Below are 14,348 nucleotides of genomic sequence, written 5' to 3'. Positions count from 1 at the left end.
TGAGATAAATCGCCCCTCGGTTCTTGATCTCGCTCAAGCATGGCGTTCGCTTGTGCTGGCTCAAACTCGCTGCATCGACAGAGGAGTCTAATTCGAATTCCGCTCACATTCAGACTCGCCGCCATGACCACCGGCCTGCGTCAAACTTATGCGCAACTGGGTTGGCTCAACGCCATCCTGTATTGGCTCGGCCACTTGCTGGCGGCGGCCAGCGCCGGCTCCTGGGCGCTGCATCGCTACCATTTTGTGGCCCAGTACGTCGGCGACATCCCGCTGTTCGGCGCACGCGGGCTGGACATCGAAATCCGTGAGCAAACCTCCGCGGATGCCAGGCCGCCCGACTATCCCCGTCCGGACAGCGTGGTGAGCCAGCGTTACGCCCAGGGCGCGAGCAGCCTGGCGGCCTGGCGCAAAGGACAGCTGGCGGGCTTCCTGTGGCTGATTTCCGATACCTATCTGGAAGACGAAGTACGCGTACGCTACCGGCTGGCGTCATCGCGCGCGACGTGGGATTTCGATGTCTGGGTACGGCCGGAGGAGCGCGTGGGCTGGGTCTTCCCGCGCCTGTGGGAAGCCGCCCGGCGCCAGCTGCGGCAGCGCGGCGTGCGCTGGACGTGTAGCCGGATTTCCGCCTTCAACCCCGCTTCGATGCGGGCGCACGCGCGCATCGGCGTGGTCCGGCTGGGCGGCGCGCTCTTCCTGCGCTGCGGCCGCTGGCAATGGATGTGGGCGACCCTGGCGCCCTATTTCCATCTCTCGCGCCATCCATCCGATTGCCCGCAGTTGACGCTCGACACCAGTTCGCTGCAAGACATCGCCCCCTAGGAGGCTACATGCCCGTACCCAATCAAGTTTGCCGGATTCTGCGCGCCACGCTGGGTCTGGGCGCCAGGCCCCTGGATCAGGAAACACTCTTGCTCGGCAGCCTGCCCGAGCTTGATTCGATGGCGGTCGTCAACCTGATCATGGCGCTGGAGGAGCAATTCGGCTTCACCGTCGAGGACGACGAAATCAGCGCCGTCCACTTCGCCACCGTCGGCACCCTGACCTCTTTCGTGGAAGGAAAACTGACGTGAGCATTCGTCTTCAGCGGCCCCACGCGGAACCCTTCTTTCTGCCGGCGGATGTGGGCGAACGCTTTTGCCTGTACCACCCGCCGCACCCGGATGTGCCGCTGCGCGGTTCGGTGCTGTATGTGCATCCGTTCGCGGAAGAGCTCAATAGAAGCCGGCGCATGGCGGCGTTGCAGGCGCGCGCCTATGCCCGCGCCGGCTATGGCGTGCTGCAGCTGGACCTGTACGGCTGCGGCGACAGCAGCGGCGACTTCGCGGAAGCCCGCTGGCACCTGTGGCTGGCCGACCTCGCGCTGGGCTGGCGATGGCTGACGCAGCATTGCCCAGCGCCCGCCTACCTGTGGGGTCTGCGCCTCGGCGCCCTGCTGGCCTTGCAGTTCGCGACGCGAGCGCGGCCGGCGCCGGCGGGGCTGGTGATGTGGCAAGCGGTCGTCAGCGGACGCGCCCATCTGCACCAATTCATGCGCCTGAACAACGCGGCCCGGATGCTGGGCACGTCCCAGTCCGCGCCGTCGCTGCCGGCCAAGGCCAGCGAAGTGGCCGGCTACATGCTGGCAGCCGAACTGGCCGACGCCATCCAGCAGGCCGAAGCCTCCAGCGCGCCGCCGTGCGCTGTGCAATGGCTGGAACTATCGCCGCCGGAACAAGCCGCCGCATTGCAACCGGCGTCGGCCCTGCTGCTGGAGCGCTGGGAACGCGCAGGCGCCGAAGTGGACGCCTTCCCGCTGCCCGGCGTCCCCTTCTGGTCTACGCCGGAAATCGCCGAAGTCCCCGAACTGATCCAGGCCACGCTGGCCGCCATGCCGGTGCAAACGGTATGAACGGGCAACGCCGGGCGGTGTATTTCTCCTGCAGCGATTGCTGGCTGGTCGGCGTCGTGGATCTTCCGGCCGTGCCCAAGCCACGCGGCGTGCTGATCGTCACGGGCGGCCCGCAGTACCGCGTCGGCAGCCACCGCCACTTCGTCCTGATGGCGCAGGAACTGGCCGCGTCCGGCATCCCGGTGATGCGCTTCGACTATCGCGGCATGGGCGACAGCGAAGGCGATCCGCACAACTTCGAACAAGTGGACGACGATCTCGACGCTGCCATCGCCGAATTCTTCAGGCTGATGCCGGTCATGAAGGAGCTGGTGCTGTGGGGGCTGTGCGACGGCGCCACTGCCGCAGCCTGCCACGCGGCGCGCGATCCCCGCGTCGCCGGGCTCGTCATGCTCAACCCCTGGGTGCGCACCGAACACGGTCATGCCCGCGCAACGCTGCGCCATTACTACGTGCAGCGCCTGCTGGAACGCGGCTTCTGGCGCAAGCTTGCCGGTGGCACGCTGCACATCGGCCGTACCGTGCATTCCGTCATCGAACTGGCGGCCGCGGCGAGACAACGGCCGAACGCGGGTGAAAGCGCGAAGTCCGCGCCTTCCTTGCCGCAGCGTCTACACCGCGCCCTGTCCGAGTTCCAGGGTCGCATCCTCATCGTGCTCAGCGGCGCGGACCTGGGCGCCAGGGAATTTTCGGCGCTGCCGGACCACCATCCTCACTGGCGCAAGCTTCTCGCCGGCCCACGCGTGCAACTGAGCCACGTTCCGCACGCCAACCACACCTTCTCCAGCAAGCACTGGCGTGCCGACGTTTCCGCTGCCTGCCTCGCCTGGATCTCATCATGGTAAAACGCGTACTGATGATCGCCTATCACTACCCGCCCATGAGCGGCGGCAGCGGCATCCACCGCACGCTGGCGTTCACGCGCTATCTGCCGCAGCACGGCTGGCAGCCGCTGGTATTGACGGTCCACCCGCGCGCGTATGAAGACATCGGCGCCGAAGACGATCCCCCCCATGTGCCAGTGCACCGCAGTTTCGCGCTGGACAGCTCCCGCCATCTCGCGCTGCGCGGGCGCTACCTTGAACTGCTGGCCCAACCGGACCGCTGGATCTCCTGGTGGCTGGGCGCCGTGCCGGCGGGCCTGCGGCTGATCCGCAAATACCGGCCGGACGCCATCTGGTCCAGCTATCCAATCGCCACCGCCCACCTGATCGCGCTCAGCCTGCACCGGCTCAGCGGCATCCCGTGGATAGCCGACCAGCGCGACCCCATGGTCGATACCGGCTACCCGCCCGATCCCCGCCGCCGCCGCATCCACGGCTGGATCGAGCAGCAAGCCATGCGCCAGGCCGCCGCCGTCGTGTGCGCCACGCCGGGCGCCTTGCAGCGGCTGGGCCAGCGCCATGGATGCGCCAACGCACAACGCCTGGTGCTGATCGAAAATGGCTACGACGAATCCAGCTTCATCGATGCCGAGACTGCACCGGCCCCGGCAACATCGCCGAACGGCCCGTTCACGCTACTGCACAGCGGAGTCATCTACCCATCCGAACGCGACCCCGGCCCCTTGTTTGCTGCCCTGGCCAAGCTGCGCAACGAAGGCCGCCTCGCCCCCAGTGATTTCCGTCTGCGCCTGCGCGCCAGCGCGCACGACGATCACCTGCGTGCATTGATGCAGCGCCACCCGGGCGCAGCCGATCTGGTCGAACTGGCTCCGCCGCTGCCTCACCGCGAGGCCCTGGCCGAAATGTTGGGCGCCGATGGCTTGCTGCTGCTCCAGGCCGCCAACTGCAACGACCAGATTCCGGCCAAGCTCTACGAATACCTGCGCGCCGACCGTCCGCTGCTGGCCCTGGCCGACGCCGCCGGCGACACCGCAGCCGCCCTGCGCCACGCCGGCATCCACACGATAGGCCAGCTCGACAACGCCAGCGACATCGCCGCCCAGCTGATGCGCTTTCTGCAGCTGTGCCGCACAAAGCAGGCGCCGCGCGCCGCGCCCTCCCTGATCCTCAGCCATTCGCGCGCCGCCCGCACCCGCCAGCTGGCCGCACTGCTGGACCGCGCCAGCGCCCAGGAGCCGACATGAACCTCAACGCCCGCCTGACCTGTCCCGCCCTATTGATACTCGCCTCCGGCATCGCCGCAGCCATGCCGCCGCAAGCCGCCATCGAAGACTGCGGCAGCTACGTACGCCACGATCCCGGCGGCGACTACACCAACGCCACCGACCGCGAAGGCCTGAGCGTGGTCGAAAATTACCATTTCACTCCGGAAGTCGAACGGCTGGTGCGCGGCGCCACCGGCCCGCTCGGCGCCGACATCAGCTACACGCTGGAGCACTTCCCCAACCACCACCGCGCACTGGCCGCCATGACCAAACTGGCGCTGCGCGACAAGAACCGCAAGCCGGTCGGCGCCCGCTACTCGATCGACTGTTTCTTCGACCGCGCCATGCGCTTCCGTCCCGACGACGCCCGCGTCCGCGCGCTGTACGGCGCCTACCTGCTGGGACTGGGCCAGACCGCCGCCGCGCTGGACCAGCTGAAAGAAGCGGCCCGCCTGGAACCGGAAAACCCCACCACCCACTACAACCTTGGACTGCTCTACCTGAAACGCAAGGACTACGAACTAGCCCGCGCCAGCGCCCACAAGGCCTACTCCATGGGTTTCCCGTTGCCGGGCTTGAAGAACCAGCTGACGGCGGCCGGCCAGTGGCGCGAATCGGACTAGGCGTTACTTCAAGCCGTGATGGCTCATCAAGTCGTACAAGGTCGGACGGCTCACCCCCAACAGCTCGGCAGCCTTGACGATATTGCCGTCGACCCGCGCCAGCGCCTGCACCATCACCTTGTACTCGGCCGCCTCGCGCGCCTGGCGCAGGTTGACGCTGGCATCGCCCTCGGCGCCGTCCGGCAGGCCCAGGTCCAGCGGCGCAATCTGCGGGCCATCTGCCATGATGACGGCCCGCCGTATGCAGTTTTCCATCTCGCGGACATTGCCCGGCCAGGGATAGGCCTCGATCGCTGCCAGCGCCTCGGGACTGAAATGCAGGGCCGAGCGTGACTCGCTGGCGCAGAACTTGTTCTTGAAGTGATGCGCCAGCAAGGCGCTGTCGCCGACCCGCTCCCGCAGCGGCGGTATCGACAGCACGATCTCGCTCAAGCGGTAGAACAAGTCCTCGCGGAAGCGGCCGCTGTCGGCCAGCGATTTCAGGTTCTGGTGCGTGGCGCAGACGATGCGCACGTCGATGCTGATCTCGTGGCGGCCGCCGACCCGCTCGATCACGCGCTCCTGCAGGAAGCGCAGCAGCTTGGCCTGCAGCGGCAACGCCATGTCGCCGATCTCGTCGAGGAAGAAGGTGCCGCCGTGCGCCAGTTCCAGCTTGCCCAGCGTCTGCCGCTGGGCGCCGGTGAACGCGCCTTTCTCGTAGCCGAACAACTCGCTTTCCAGCAGCTGCTCGGGGATGGCCGCACAGTTGATGGCGACAAAACGCTTGTCATGGCGCGTACTCAGGCGGTGCAGGCCGCGCGCGATCAGCTCCTTGCCGCTGCCCGAATCGCCGAGCAGCATCACCGACGCCGACGACGGCGCCACCCGCTCCACGCTGCGGCACACCTTCAGCATGCCCGGGTCGCGGCTGATGATGCCGGCCAGCGGCGAATCGGACTGGATTTGCAGCATGCGCCGGTTTTCCTGCTGCATGGTGTGCAGATAGAAGGCCCGCGCCACCACCAGCGACAGCGTGTCGGCATCCAGCGGCTTCTGGTGGAAATCGTAGGCCCCCATGGCAATCGCCTTCAGCGCATGCTCACGCACCTGGTTGCCGGACAGGATGATCACCTTGGTATCCGGCGCCGCCGCCAGCATCTGCTGCAACAAAGCCAGCCCCTCACGTGCGCCGTCCGGATCGGGCGGCAGGCCCAGGTCCATCGTGACCACCGCTGGCTGGTGCCGGCGCAGCTGCGCCATGGCCGACTCGCGATCGTCAGCCACCACGACTTCATAAGCGTCCAGGCTCCAGCGCAGCTGCTTCTGCAAACCCGTATCGTCTTCCACCACCAGCAATTTACTTTTTCCCATAGTCTCGCTCCGAAGTTCAGGCGGCTGCGGCATCGGCATGCAGGGGCAGCACGAGACGGAAAGTAGTGCCGCGCGACTGCACGCTGCTCACCTCCAGACGCCCGCCGATTTCCCGCGCGTACTCGTGGCTCTCGAACACGCCTATGCCCATGCCCGCGCTCTTGGTCGATACAAACGGCTGGAACAGGCGTTCGCGGATGAATTGCTCGCTCATGCCGTGGCCCGTATCGCTGAGTTCGATCACGGCGGCAGCCCCACTGCGCGACAAGCGCAAGGCCACGTGCCCGCTGCGGGGCGTCGCCTCCACCGCGTTCTGGATCAGATGACCGATCACCCGCTCCAGCCGCTGGCGGTTGGCCAGCACCACCAGCTCCGCCGCGCACAGTTCCAGCACCGGCCTTGGCTCCAGCTGCGCGCAATCGCGCACCAACTGCTCCAGCAGGGGCACCAGCGGCAAGGGCTCCGCGCGCTCGGGCTGCTCATCACGACGCAGCTTCAGCAGCAGCGTCTTCATCTTGGCCAGCGAATGCGCCAGCGTTTCCAGCATGTCCTCCTGAAACGCCGGATTGCTCTTGTGCCGTTCGGCATTCACCAGCAGCAGCGACAGTTGCGACACCAGGTTCTTCAAGTCATGCACGACAAAGGTGGACATGCGGTTGAACGATTCGAACTGCCGCGCCACCGCCAGGCTGTCGGCCGAAGCCTGATGTGCCAGGTAGCTGGCGGCCTGCCTGCCGGCGATCTTGAGCACGTCCCGCACCTCCCAGTTCAGCAGCAGCCTGGTGCGCGGCGGCGCCAGGCAAATGAAACCCAGCAGGCTACGTTCCAGCATCAGCGGCACCACCAGCCAAACGCCATCGTCGCCGGCCAGCCAGCGCGGCAAGGCCAGCCCGCCGTAGCGGCCCGGATCGGCCCGCCACTCCGGCATCTCGATCACCCAGCCGCGCGCGGCCAGGAAGCCGCACAGCGCGCTATCGGCCGCTTCGGCAACAGACGGCGGCGGCATGTTCCAGCGGGCCACGGCATGAAAATCGCCGTCGTCGCGGCGCAGCCACAGCAGCCCGGCGGGACTTTCCACCAGCTCCGCCACCGCCTGTATCGCGCGCTGCGCCAGCGGCGCGCTGTCCTCGGCCATGGCGTGGGTGATGCGTTGCCATTCCTGCCGGTAGTCGTAGCGCCCCTGGTAGAAGTGCTTGCTGATGAAGACCTTCAGCTGCGAGCGGGCGGTGCCGGAAAACAGCACGCCCGACAGCAGCAGCCCCGCGCCGAACAGGCAGGCCAGCTGCATCAACGTGCCCCACTCGCCGCCGATGTAGCGCAGATACCAGGCGCTGCCTGCCATCGCCAGCAAATACAGCGCCGAACCGAGCAGCGCCACCGAGCGGAACATCATCTGCCGCGACAGCAACAAGCCCTCGGCCCACACCGGGTTGCGCGCCACGGCCAGCGCCAGCAGGGGCACGCTCAGCGCGTTGACAGCGCCGCGCGCGGCCCAGATTTCCTCGTTGATGCGGCGGAACAGCAGCGCCTCGCTGTACAAATAGAAATCGTAGGCAAACAAGGCGCCCATGCCCAGGCAGGCGAACTTGATACCCCAGCGCCCATCCGGCGGCGTGCCCCGGTACAGGTGCTCGACCAGCAGCATGCCCATCACCGCCAGCCCCAGCCGGATCGCCACGAGCGCCAGCACATGCTGGCTGGCCGCCGCCACCCAGCCCGCCAATGCCAGCCCGCAGACCGTCAACAGCCAAGCCCACCGCCGACCACCGCCACCGGCCAGCATCAGCAGCAAGGCCAGCCAGACAGCGGTACGCAACGCCTCCAGTCCATCCAGCGCCGCCAGCCAGGCCGTCCACCGCAGCGCGCCGCCGGTTGCGACCGCCGCCCAGACCGCCGTGGCCAGGCAGGCTGCGCCGAACAAGCCTGCCCGTCCGCGCTGGTATCGGCCGGCACGCAGAAGCAAGGCAGCCAACAGAAAATATGCCAGCGCAGCCAGGCCATAACTGATGCCGGCCACCAGCGGCCAGGACATCAGCGCCCGCCCTTGCCGAACAACACCACCTGCACCGTATCAATCAGGATCAGCAGGTCAAGGAACAGGCTGTTGTTCTTCACGTAGTACAAATCGTATTGCAGCTTGCGCAGCGCATCGTCTACCGACGCGCCGTAGCTGTAGCGCACCTGGGCCAGGCCCGTGATGCCCGGCTTGATGCTGTGCCGCACGTTGTAATAGGCGATCTGGCCGCACAACTGATCGACAAAATACGCCCGCTCCGGACGCGGCCCGACAAAACTCATCTCGCCCTTGAACACATTGAGCATCTGCGGCAACTCATCAATCCGCAGCTTGCGTATCCAGTGGCCGACGGCGGTCACGCGCGGATCGTTCAGCGTAGCCCATTGCGGCTTGCCGTCCTGTTCGGCGTCCAGCCGCATGCTGCGGAACTTCAACACCTTGAACAAGCGGTTGTCGCGCCCCACCCGCTCCTGCTGATAGAACACCGGCCCGCCATCCTCGATGCGGATCGCCAGCGCCGCCAGCAGCATCACCGGCAGCGCCGCCACGCAGATCGCCCCGCTGGCCAGCAGATCGAAGGCGCGTTTGACTGCGGCCCGCAGCAAGCTCTGGTCAAAGCCGCCGCCGAAAATCAGGTAGCTCGGCTGCAAGGAATCGACCCGGATCTGACAAGCCTCGCGTTCGAAGAAGCTGGCGGCGTCCGTGACCGGCACACCGCCCAGCGCGCACTCCAGCAACTGGCGCACCGGAAACGCGCCATTGCGCCGGTCGCCGACGGACACGACGATCTCATCGGCAGCATGGCGCCGCGCCAAGGCCAGCAGCGACAAATCGGCCGGCAGCAACATCGTACTCGGCACGCAGGACAGCTCGCCGGCCACCGGCACAAAGCCCACCACCTTGAACGCATGGAAGCCGACGCTGCTGGCGGCCAGCTCCAGGCAATCGCGCGCCGTGGCGCCGTCGCCGATGACGATCAGCCGCTGCTCCATCATGCTCGACTGCGCCGACGTGAACACCACCAGCCGCGCCAGCAACACCGCCGCCCCGCCCAGCACGAACACCACGCTGCCCAGCCGGCCGAACTGCACGCCCGGGATCATATTGGCCAGCAGATTCATCAAACAAAAGCCCAGCACGAACGACGGCAGGATGCGCAGCAAGGTGCTTTTGATATCTTCGCGGGATTGATCGTGCTGGTACATGCCGAGCGTGCCCATGCTCAGCACCATCACCAGCGCGAACGCCAGCGCCGGCAGGTATAGCTGGTCGGCGCCATGCCGTCCCTTGAGCCACAACGGCGCGCTGGCCACCGCCGCCGTCAGCAGCACCAGCAACTCCAGCAGCAACAGCATGAAGGCTATCTTGGACACATAGTGGTGGAATATCCTGATCACAATCCGCTCCCCGGCACCAAATAGCGGTGTAATGCCGATCATCGCCAACACTCAGCGGCGACGTCTTGAGCGGCCACAATCGCCCCGCCGGTTCCGGTCCCAAAACCGCGAAAATCGGCAGAATATGACGCGTTCATGACAAATGGTCTATAGTCATGGTTCTCTACCGCATCCAAACGTAATCATGAAATTTGATGTTGCAATTGTCGGCAGCGGACTGGCCGGCCTGTCGGTCGCCCTCCACCTGGCCGAAACGCGCACAGTCGCGATCATTTCCAAACGTGCCCTGAAGGATGGCGCCAGCAACTGGGCCCAGGGCGGCATCGCCGCCGTGCTCGATTCGGGCGACAGCCACACCCAGCACATCGACGACACCCTGATCGCCGGCGGCGGCCTGTGCGACGAAAGCGCCACGCGCTACATCGTCGAGCACGGCCGCGAAGCGATCGAATGGCTGATCGAGCAAGGCGTGCCCTTCACCAAGGACGAATCGGCGGAACTGGGCTTCCACCTGACCCGCGAAGGCGGCCACAGCCAGCGCCGCATCATCCACGCGGCCGACGCCACCGGCCACGCCGTGCAGGTGACGCTGGAAGAAAAAGTCCGCGCCCATCCGAACATCACGCTGTTCGAGCACCACTGCGCGATCGACCTGATCACCTCGGACAAGCTGCATCCCGGCAAAAAAGGCAGCGGCCAGCCCAAGTGCTACGGCCTCTACGTGCAGGACGAGAAAACCGGCCAGGTGCTGACCTTCGCCGCCGAACACACGGTCATGGCCACCGGCGGCGCCGGCAAGGTCTACCTGTACACCACCAATCCCGACACCGCCAGCGGCGACGGCATCGCCATGGCCTGGCGGGCCGGCTGCCGCGTGTCGAACATGGAATTCATTCAGTTCCACCCGACCTGCTTGTATCACCCCTACGCCAAATCCTTCCTGATCACCGAAGCGATACGCGGCGAAGGCGGCCTGCTCAAGCTGCCGCCTGAAGCCGGCGCGGCCGCAGGCACCCGCTTCATGCTGGCCCACGACGAGCGCGCCGAACTGGCCCCGCGCGACGTGGTTGCCCGCGCCATCGACTTCGAGATCAAGAAGCGCGGCCTCGACTACGTGCACCTGGATATCAGCCACAAGCCGGCCGAGTTCCTGATCGAACACTTCCCGACCATCTACGCGCGCTGCCTGGAACTGGGCATCGACATCACCAAGCAACCGATCCCCATCGTGCCGGCGGCGCACTACACCTGCGGCGGCGTGGTGACGGACCTGCAAGGCCGCACCGACCTGCCGGGCCTGTACGCGGTCGGCGAGACCGCCTGCACCGGCCTGCACGGCGCCAACCGCCTGGCCAGCAACTCGCTGCTCGAATGCGTGGTCATCGGCCGCGCCTGCGCCACCGACATCGCCTCCAAGGAAGCCGGCGAAGTGCCCTACCTGCCGGACTGGGACGAAAGCCGCGTCACCGACGCGGATGAAGAAGTCGTCATCGCCCACAACTGGGACGAGCTGCGCCGCTTCATGTGGAACTACGTCGGTATCGTGCGCACCACCAAGCGGCTGGAGCGCGCCCAGCACCGCATCGCGCTGCTGAAAGAAGAAATCGACGAGTACTACCGCAACTTCCGCATCACGCACGACTTGCTGGAGCTGCGCAACCTGGTCGACGTGGCCAACCTGATCGTCAACAGCGCCCTGCAGCGGCACGAAAGCCGTGGCCTGCACTTCAGCCGCGACTATCCGGAAACGCTGCCGAAGGCCCTGCCCAGCATCATGACGCCGTCCCGCCGCAAATAAGGAGCCCTGCATGATCGCCGTGCGCGCCGCCCTGCCAGAAGACATCCCCGCGATGGAAGCGCTGATCGCCCGCTCGGGCATCGAGCTCAGCGATGGTTTCTACAGCGAAGAACAGGCGGCGGCCGTCACGCGCCACGTGTTCGGCGTCGACACCCAGCTGGTTGCCGACCGCACGTATTTTCTGATTGAAAAGCATGGGGAACTGGTGGCCTGCGGCGGCTGGAGCAAGCGCAGCACGCTGTTCGGCGCTGACCGCACCAAGCAAGGCGCCGATCCGCTGCTCGATCCGGCCACCGAGGCGGCGCGCATCCGCGCCTTCTTCGTCGAGCCGTCGGCGGCCCGCCAGGGACTGGGCCGGCTGCTGCTGAGCCATTGCAGCGACGCGGCCGCGGCCGGCGGCTTCCGCACGCTGGAACTGGCCGCCACGATGCCGGGCGTGCCGCTGTACCTGGCCTGCGGCTTCACCGTGGTCGAAAGATTCGAGATCAACTTGCCGGGCAACGTCAGCGTGCCGCTGGCAAAAATGCGCAAAACCATAGGCGCATAAAAAAAGCGCCGGCCGGCATTTCTGCCGCCGGCGCTCTTCCTTGAGGCGCTTAAGCCGATTTCTTGCGGCGAGCCATAAAGCCCAGCAGACCCAGGCCAGCCAGCATCATGCCGTAGGTGGTAGGCTCTGGTACCGGTGGTGCCGAACCGAAACCATCCAGATAGGCATAGCCGGTGTGGCCGGTTGGATTGCAATCGGCAGCCAGCAGCGACAGCGTGAAGCTGTGGCCGGACAGCGACTGGTCGATGCTCAGCTGCTCAACCTGCCAGGTCGGGGTGTAGAAAATGCTGCCTTCGGTGCTGAAACGGCTGTCCACGCCCGAACCGCTGAAGCCGGCGTTGTAGCTGCGGCTGATCAGCAGCTGGCCGGTGGTGTCGTCGGTCAGGGTCAGCATCATCAGCGCCGATTCGTCTTCCACGTGGCCGCCGTTTTGCAGCACGGCTTTCCAGGCGAAGTAGATGTTCGATTCGGTGTAGTTGCTGACCTTCTGGCTGATAACCGTAGCGTTGCCGCCGTTGGTGGTGTCTTCCGCGCGGTAGGCGTATTTGCCGCTGTGGACGGTCGAACCCAGCAAAGCACCCAGGTTAGGATCGACGTAGCTGGCGTCGATCACTTGACCACGGTTGCCGGTATCGCCGTTCAGGCTGCCGCCTGGCAGGAAATCCGCAGGCAGCAAGCCCGCGTTCAACACGTTGCCGCGATAACCGCCTCCGGTGGTCCAGCCTGCGGTGCTGCCGGCTTCGAAGCCGCCGTTGGTAAAGCCATCTGCGTGGGCCAGACCCGTCAGGCCGACCATTGCCACGACACCCGCCAAAAATTGCAATTTCATCTAATTCGCTCCGTTTGTTAATAGTGTTAAAAAAACAAGCGAGATTATATTGCATTTAAGTCAGCTTTAATTAATATTTTTTACATGCATATATGACAAATTCTCATGGCATACCAAGGGAATAGGCAATAAAGCTCATCACCTCCTCGCGCGCGGCGGCGTCCGGCACGGCGTCGCCCAGCACCACGCGCAGCGCATGGCCCTCCACCAGATCGAGCACCAGCCTGGCGGTCTCTGCAGGGTGCGCTAGGCGCCGCAGCCGGCCGCTGGCCGCTCCCGCTGCCAGCAGCGTACTCAACACCGCCAGCAGCCCATCGCGGTTGCCGCCGAACGTCTGCGCGATCGCCGGATTGCGCACCGACTCGGCCACCAGTTCCAGCGTCATCAGCGCATGCTCGGGGCGCGATGCGTAGTCGAGATAGGCGGCGGCGAATCCCATCACGGCCTTGGCCGGATCGGCCGCAGCCTGGAGATCGGCGACGAAGGGCGTCAGCTCTTCGGCCTCCAGTGCGGCGATCTCCGCCAGCACCGCATCCTTGCCGGCGAAATGATTGTAGAGATTGCCCAGGCTGATGCCAGCCTCGGCCGCGATATCCCGCACCCCGGTCTGGTGGTAGCCCTTGCGCAGGAAGCAGGCGCAGGCCGCCTCGACGATCAACTGCTTTCTTGACTCAGCCATGAATACCCCATAGTATGAACGAACGTTCGTTCATCATACTCCAAACCAGATGAGGAAACCATATGCAATACCAGAAACAACGTCTTCAAGGGCTAGACCTGGCCCGTTTTCTTGCCTTTGTCGGCATGGTCATCGTCAACTTCCGCATGGCGATGGGCATCAAGGGCGGCAACGGCCCGCTGGCCGCGCTCGCCGGCGCGCTGGAAGGCCGGGCCGCCGCCTGCTTCGTGGTGCTGGCGGGCATCGGCCTGGGCATCGCCGCCGCCCGCAACGACCACGCGCAAACCGTCAACGCCACCCTGCGCCGCGCCCTCTTCCTGCTGGTGCTGGGCTTGTGCAATATGCTGCTGTTCGAGGCCGACATCCTGCACTACTACGCCTTCTACTTCGTGTTCGGCGCCTTGCTGCTCAAGCTGTCGTGGCGCGCGCTGGCCGCCTGCATCGTCGCGCTGGACCTGGCGTTCGTCGCCCTGGTGCTGACGCAGAACTACAGCGCGGGCTGGGACTGGCACACCTACACCTACAGCGGCTTCTGGACGCCAGCCGGCTTCGGCCGCAACCTGCTGTTCAACGGCTGGCATCCGGTGCTGCCGTGGCTGGGTTTCCTGCTGTTGGGGATTTTGCTGGGCAAGCTGCCGCTGGCGCAGCGCGCCGTCCAGCACCGCATGATGGGCTGGGGCGCGCTGGTCATGCTGACGGCGGAAAGCGCCAGTTTCGTGCTGCGCAGCTTGCTGCCCGACCTGTCCGAACTGCTGACGACCAAGCCCATTCCACCGATGCCCCTGTACATGCTGGCCGCGTCCGGCAGCGCCGTGCTGGCGATCGGCTTGTGCCTGCGCAGCGCCGACTGGCTGCACCGCCAGCGCCTGCTGCAACTGGCGATACCCGCAGGCCGCCAGACGCTGACGCTGTACATCGCGCACGTGTTGCTAGGAATGGGAACGATGGAAGCCCTGGGCCTGCTCGACGGCCAGAGCCTGGCGACTTCGGTGACGGCCGCGCTGATATTCTGCGTGGCCGCCACCGTCTATGCCTGGTGGTGGTCGCGCCATTTCGAGCGCGGCCCGGTTGAAGCGCTGATGCGCAGGCTGGCCGGTTGAAGCC

The 14,348-nt window shown here is 65.9% G+C and carries 14 protein-coding genes; 9 read left to right on the top strand and 5 right to left on the bottom strand.

The window, feature by feature from the left end:
* Window positions 1-123 precede the first annotated feature (123 nt).
* Genes GEV01_RS02350 through GEV01_RS02325 form a run of 6 tightly spaced genes read left to right on the top strand, consistent with a single transcriptional unit; the run spans window position 124 to window position 4,627 of the window.
* Window positions 124-825 carry a GNAT family N-acetyltransferase gene (locus GEV01_RS02350; protein ID WP_152801311.1) on the top strand — a complete coding sequence of 234 codons (702 nt, stop codon included), beginning with the start codon at window positions 124-126 and terminating at the stop codon, window positions 823-825.
* Between the two features lie 8 nt (window positions 826-833).
* Window positions 834-1,076, top strand: coding sequence for an acyl carrier protein (locus GEV01_RS02345; RefSeq protein ID WP_152801309.1), 243 nt, complete (start codon window positions 834-836; stop codon window positions 1,074-1,076).
* Entirely contained in the window at window positions 1,073-1,894 is an 822-nt protein-coding gene (locus GEV01_RS02340; RefSeq protein WP_328595416.1) for a hydrolase 2, exosortase A system-associated, read from the top strand. The genes GEV01_RS02345 and GEV01_RS02340 overlap by 4 nt, the downstream gene beginning before the upstream one ends.
* Complete coding sequence (locus tag GEV01_RS02335; protein ID WP_152801307.1) at window positions 1,891-2,739, top strand: hydrolase 1, exosortase A system-associated; 849 nt, start codon at window positions 1,891-1,893, stop codon at window positions 2,737-2,739. Before GEV01_RS02340 ends, GEV01_RS02335 begins: the two co-directional genes overlap by 4 nt.
* The gene (locus GEV01_RS02330; RefSeq protein WP_152801305.1) at window positions 2,733-3,983 is read left to right on the top strand and encodes a glycosyltransferase; all 1,251 of its coding nucleotides are present in this window, start codon (window positions 2,733-2,735) and stop codon (window positions 3,981-3,983) included. Before GEV01_RS02335 ends, GEV01_RS02330 begins: the two co-directional genes overlap by 7 nt.
* On the top strand, window positions 3,980-4,627 hold the full coding sequence (locus GEV01_RS02325) for a tetratricopeptide repeat protein (RefSeq protein ID WP_152801304.1): 648 nt from the start codon (window positions 3,980-3,982) through the stop codon (window positions 4,625-4,627). Before GEV01_RS02330 ends, GEV01_RS02325 begins: the two co-directional genes overlap by 4 nt.
* Window positions 4,628-4,630: 3 nt before the next feature.
* On the opposite strand, the gene prsR is transcribed toward GEV01_RS02325, so the two are convergent.
* From prsR to GEV01_RS02310, 3 genes are read right to left on the bottom strand one after another with little or no spacing between them, the layout of a single operon-like run.
* A complete protein-coding gene (prsR, locus tag GEV01_RS02320) occupies window positions 4,631-5,977 on the bottom strand; it encodes a PEP-CTERM-box response regulator transcription factor (RefSeq protein ID WP_152801302.1) in 1,347 nt (448 codons plus the stop codon).
* 16 nt (window positions 5,978-5,993) lie between these two features.
* On the bottom strand, window positions 5,994-8,009 hold the full coding sequence (prsK, locus tag GEV01_RS02315) for an XrtA/PEP-CTERM system histidine kinase PrsK (protein ID WP_175022877.1): 2,016 nt from the start codon (window positions 8,007-8,009) through the stop codon (window positions 5,994-5,996).
* Complete coding sequence (locus GEV01_RS02310) at window positions 8,009-9,391, bottom strand: TIGR03013 family XrtA/PEP-CTERM system glycosyltransferase (protein ID WP_328595415.1); 1,383 nt, start codon at window positions 9,389-9,391, stop codon at window positions 8,009-8,011. Before GEV01_RS02310 ends, prsK begins: the two co-directional genes overlap by 1 nt.
* A 184-nt stretch (window positions 9,392-9,575) precedes the next feature.
* Here GEV01_RS02310 and nadB point away from each other — a divergent pair, with 184 nt between their 5' ends.
* Both nadB and GEV01_RS02300 read left to right on the top strand, forming a co-directional pair.
* Window positions 9,576-11,189: an L-aspartate oxidase gene (gene nadB / locus GEV01_RS02305; RefSeq protein ID WP_152801300.1), complete on the top strand. Its 1,614-nt coding sequence runs from the start codon at window positions 9,576-9,578 to the stop codon at window positions 11,187-11,189.
* Between the two features lie 10 nt (window positions 11,190-11,199).
* The gene (locus tag GEV01_RS02300) at window positions 11,200-11,736 is read left to right on the top strand and encodes a GNAT family N-acetyltransferase (RefSeq protein ID WP_152801298.1); all 537 of its coding nucleotides are present in this window, start codon (window positions 11,200-11,202) and stop codon (window positions 11,734-11,736) included.
* Window positions 11,737-11,785: 49 nt separating this feature from the next.
* Here GEV01_RS02300 and GEV01_RS31040 read toward each other — a convergent pair whose 3' ends face one another.
* Together GEV01_RS31040 and GEV01_RS02290 are read right to left on the bottom strand one after the other, a co-directional pair.
* On the bottom strand, window positions 11,786-12,565 hold the full coding sequence (locus GEV01_RS31040; protein WP_235914142.1) for a PEP-CTERM sorting domain-containing protein: 780 nt from the start codon (window positions 12,563-12,565) through the stop codon (window positions 11,786-11,788).
* A 103-nt stretch (window positions 12,566-12,668) separates the two neighbouring features.
* The gene (locus tag GEV01_RS02290; RefSeq protein WP_152801296.1) at window positions 12,669-13,244 is read right to left on the bottom strand and encodes a TetR/AcrR family transcriptional regulator; all 576 of its coding nucleotides are present in this window, start codon (window positions 13,242-13,244) and stop codon (window positions 12,669-12,671) included.
* Window positions 13,245-13,306: 62 nt separating this feature from the next.
* Between GEV01_RS02290 and GEV01_RS02285 the strand changes: the two genes are divergently transcribed.
* A complete protein-coding gene (locus GEV01_RS02285; protein ID WP_152801294.1) occupies window positions 13,307-14,344 on the top strand; it encodes a DUF418 domain-containing protein in 1,038 nt (345 codons plus the stop codon).
* The last annotated feature ends 4 nt before the right edge of the window (window positions 14,345-14,348 follow it).

This window comes from Rugamonas rivuli (assembly GCF_009380165.1).
GTDB classification, from domain to species: domain Bacteria; phylum Pseudomonadota; class Gammaproteobacteria; order Burkholderiales; family Burkholderiaceae_D; genus Rugamonas; species Rugamonas rivuli.
The sequence above is the reverse complement of the archived record's forward strand: the minus strand, read 5'-3'. Positions and strand labels throughout refer to the sequence as shown.

Coding starts and splice junctions, on each gene's coding strand:
- GEV01_RS02345 (WP_152801309.1), top strand. CDS start 834: ATGCCCGTACCCAATCAAGTTTGCCGGATTCTGCGCGCCACGCTGGGT.
- GEV01_RS02300 (WP_152801298.1), top strand. CDS start 11,200: ATGATCGCCGTGCGCGCCGCCCTGCCAGAAGACATCCCCGCGATGGAA.
- GEV01_RS02290 (WP_152801296.1), bottom strand. CDS start 13,244: ATGGCTGAGTCAAGAAAGCAGTTGATCGTCGAGGCGGCCTGCGCCTGC.
- GEV01_RS02325 (WP_152801304.1), top strand. CDS start 3,980: ATGAACCTCAACGCCCGCCTGACCTGTCCCGCCCTATTGATACTCGCC.
- nadB (WP_152801300.1), top strand. CDS start 9,576: ATGAAATTTGATGTTGCAATTGTCGGCAGCGGACTGGCCGGCCTGTCG.
- GEV01_RS02335 (WP_152801307.1), top strand. CDS start 1,891: ATGAACGGGCAACGCCGGGCGGTGTATTTCTCCTGCAGCGATTGCTGG.
- GEV01_RS31040 (WP_235914142.1), bottom strand. CDS start 12,565: ATGAAATTGCAATTTTTGGCGGGTGTCGTGGCAATGGTCGGCCTGACG.
- GEV01_RS02330 (WP_152801305.1), top strand. CDS start 2,733: ATGGTAAAACGCGTACTGATGATCGCCTATCACTACCCGCCCATGAGC.
- prsK (WP_175022877.1), bottom strand. CDS start 8,009: ATGTCCTGGCCGCTGGTGGCCGGCATCAGTTATGGCCTGGCTGCGCTG.
- GEV01_RS02350 (WP_152801311.1), top strand. CDS start 124: ATGACCACCGGCCTGCGTCAAACTTATGCGCAACTGGGTTGGCTCAAC.
- prsR (WP_152801302.1), bottom strand. CDS start 5,977: ATGGGAAAAAGTAAATTGCTGGTGGTGGAAGACGATACGGGTTTGCAG.
- GEV01_RS02285 (WP_152801294.1), top strand. CDS start 13,307: ATGCAATACCAGAAACAACGTCTTCAAGGGCTAGACCTGGCCCGTTTT.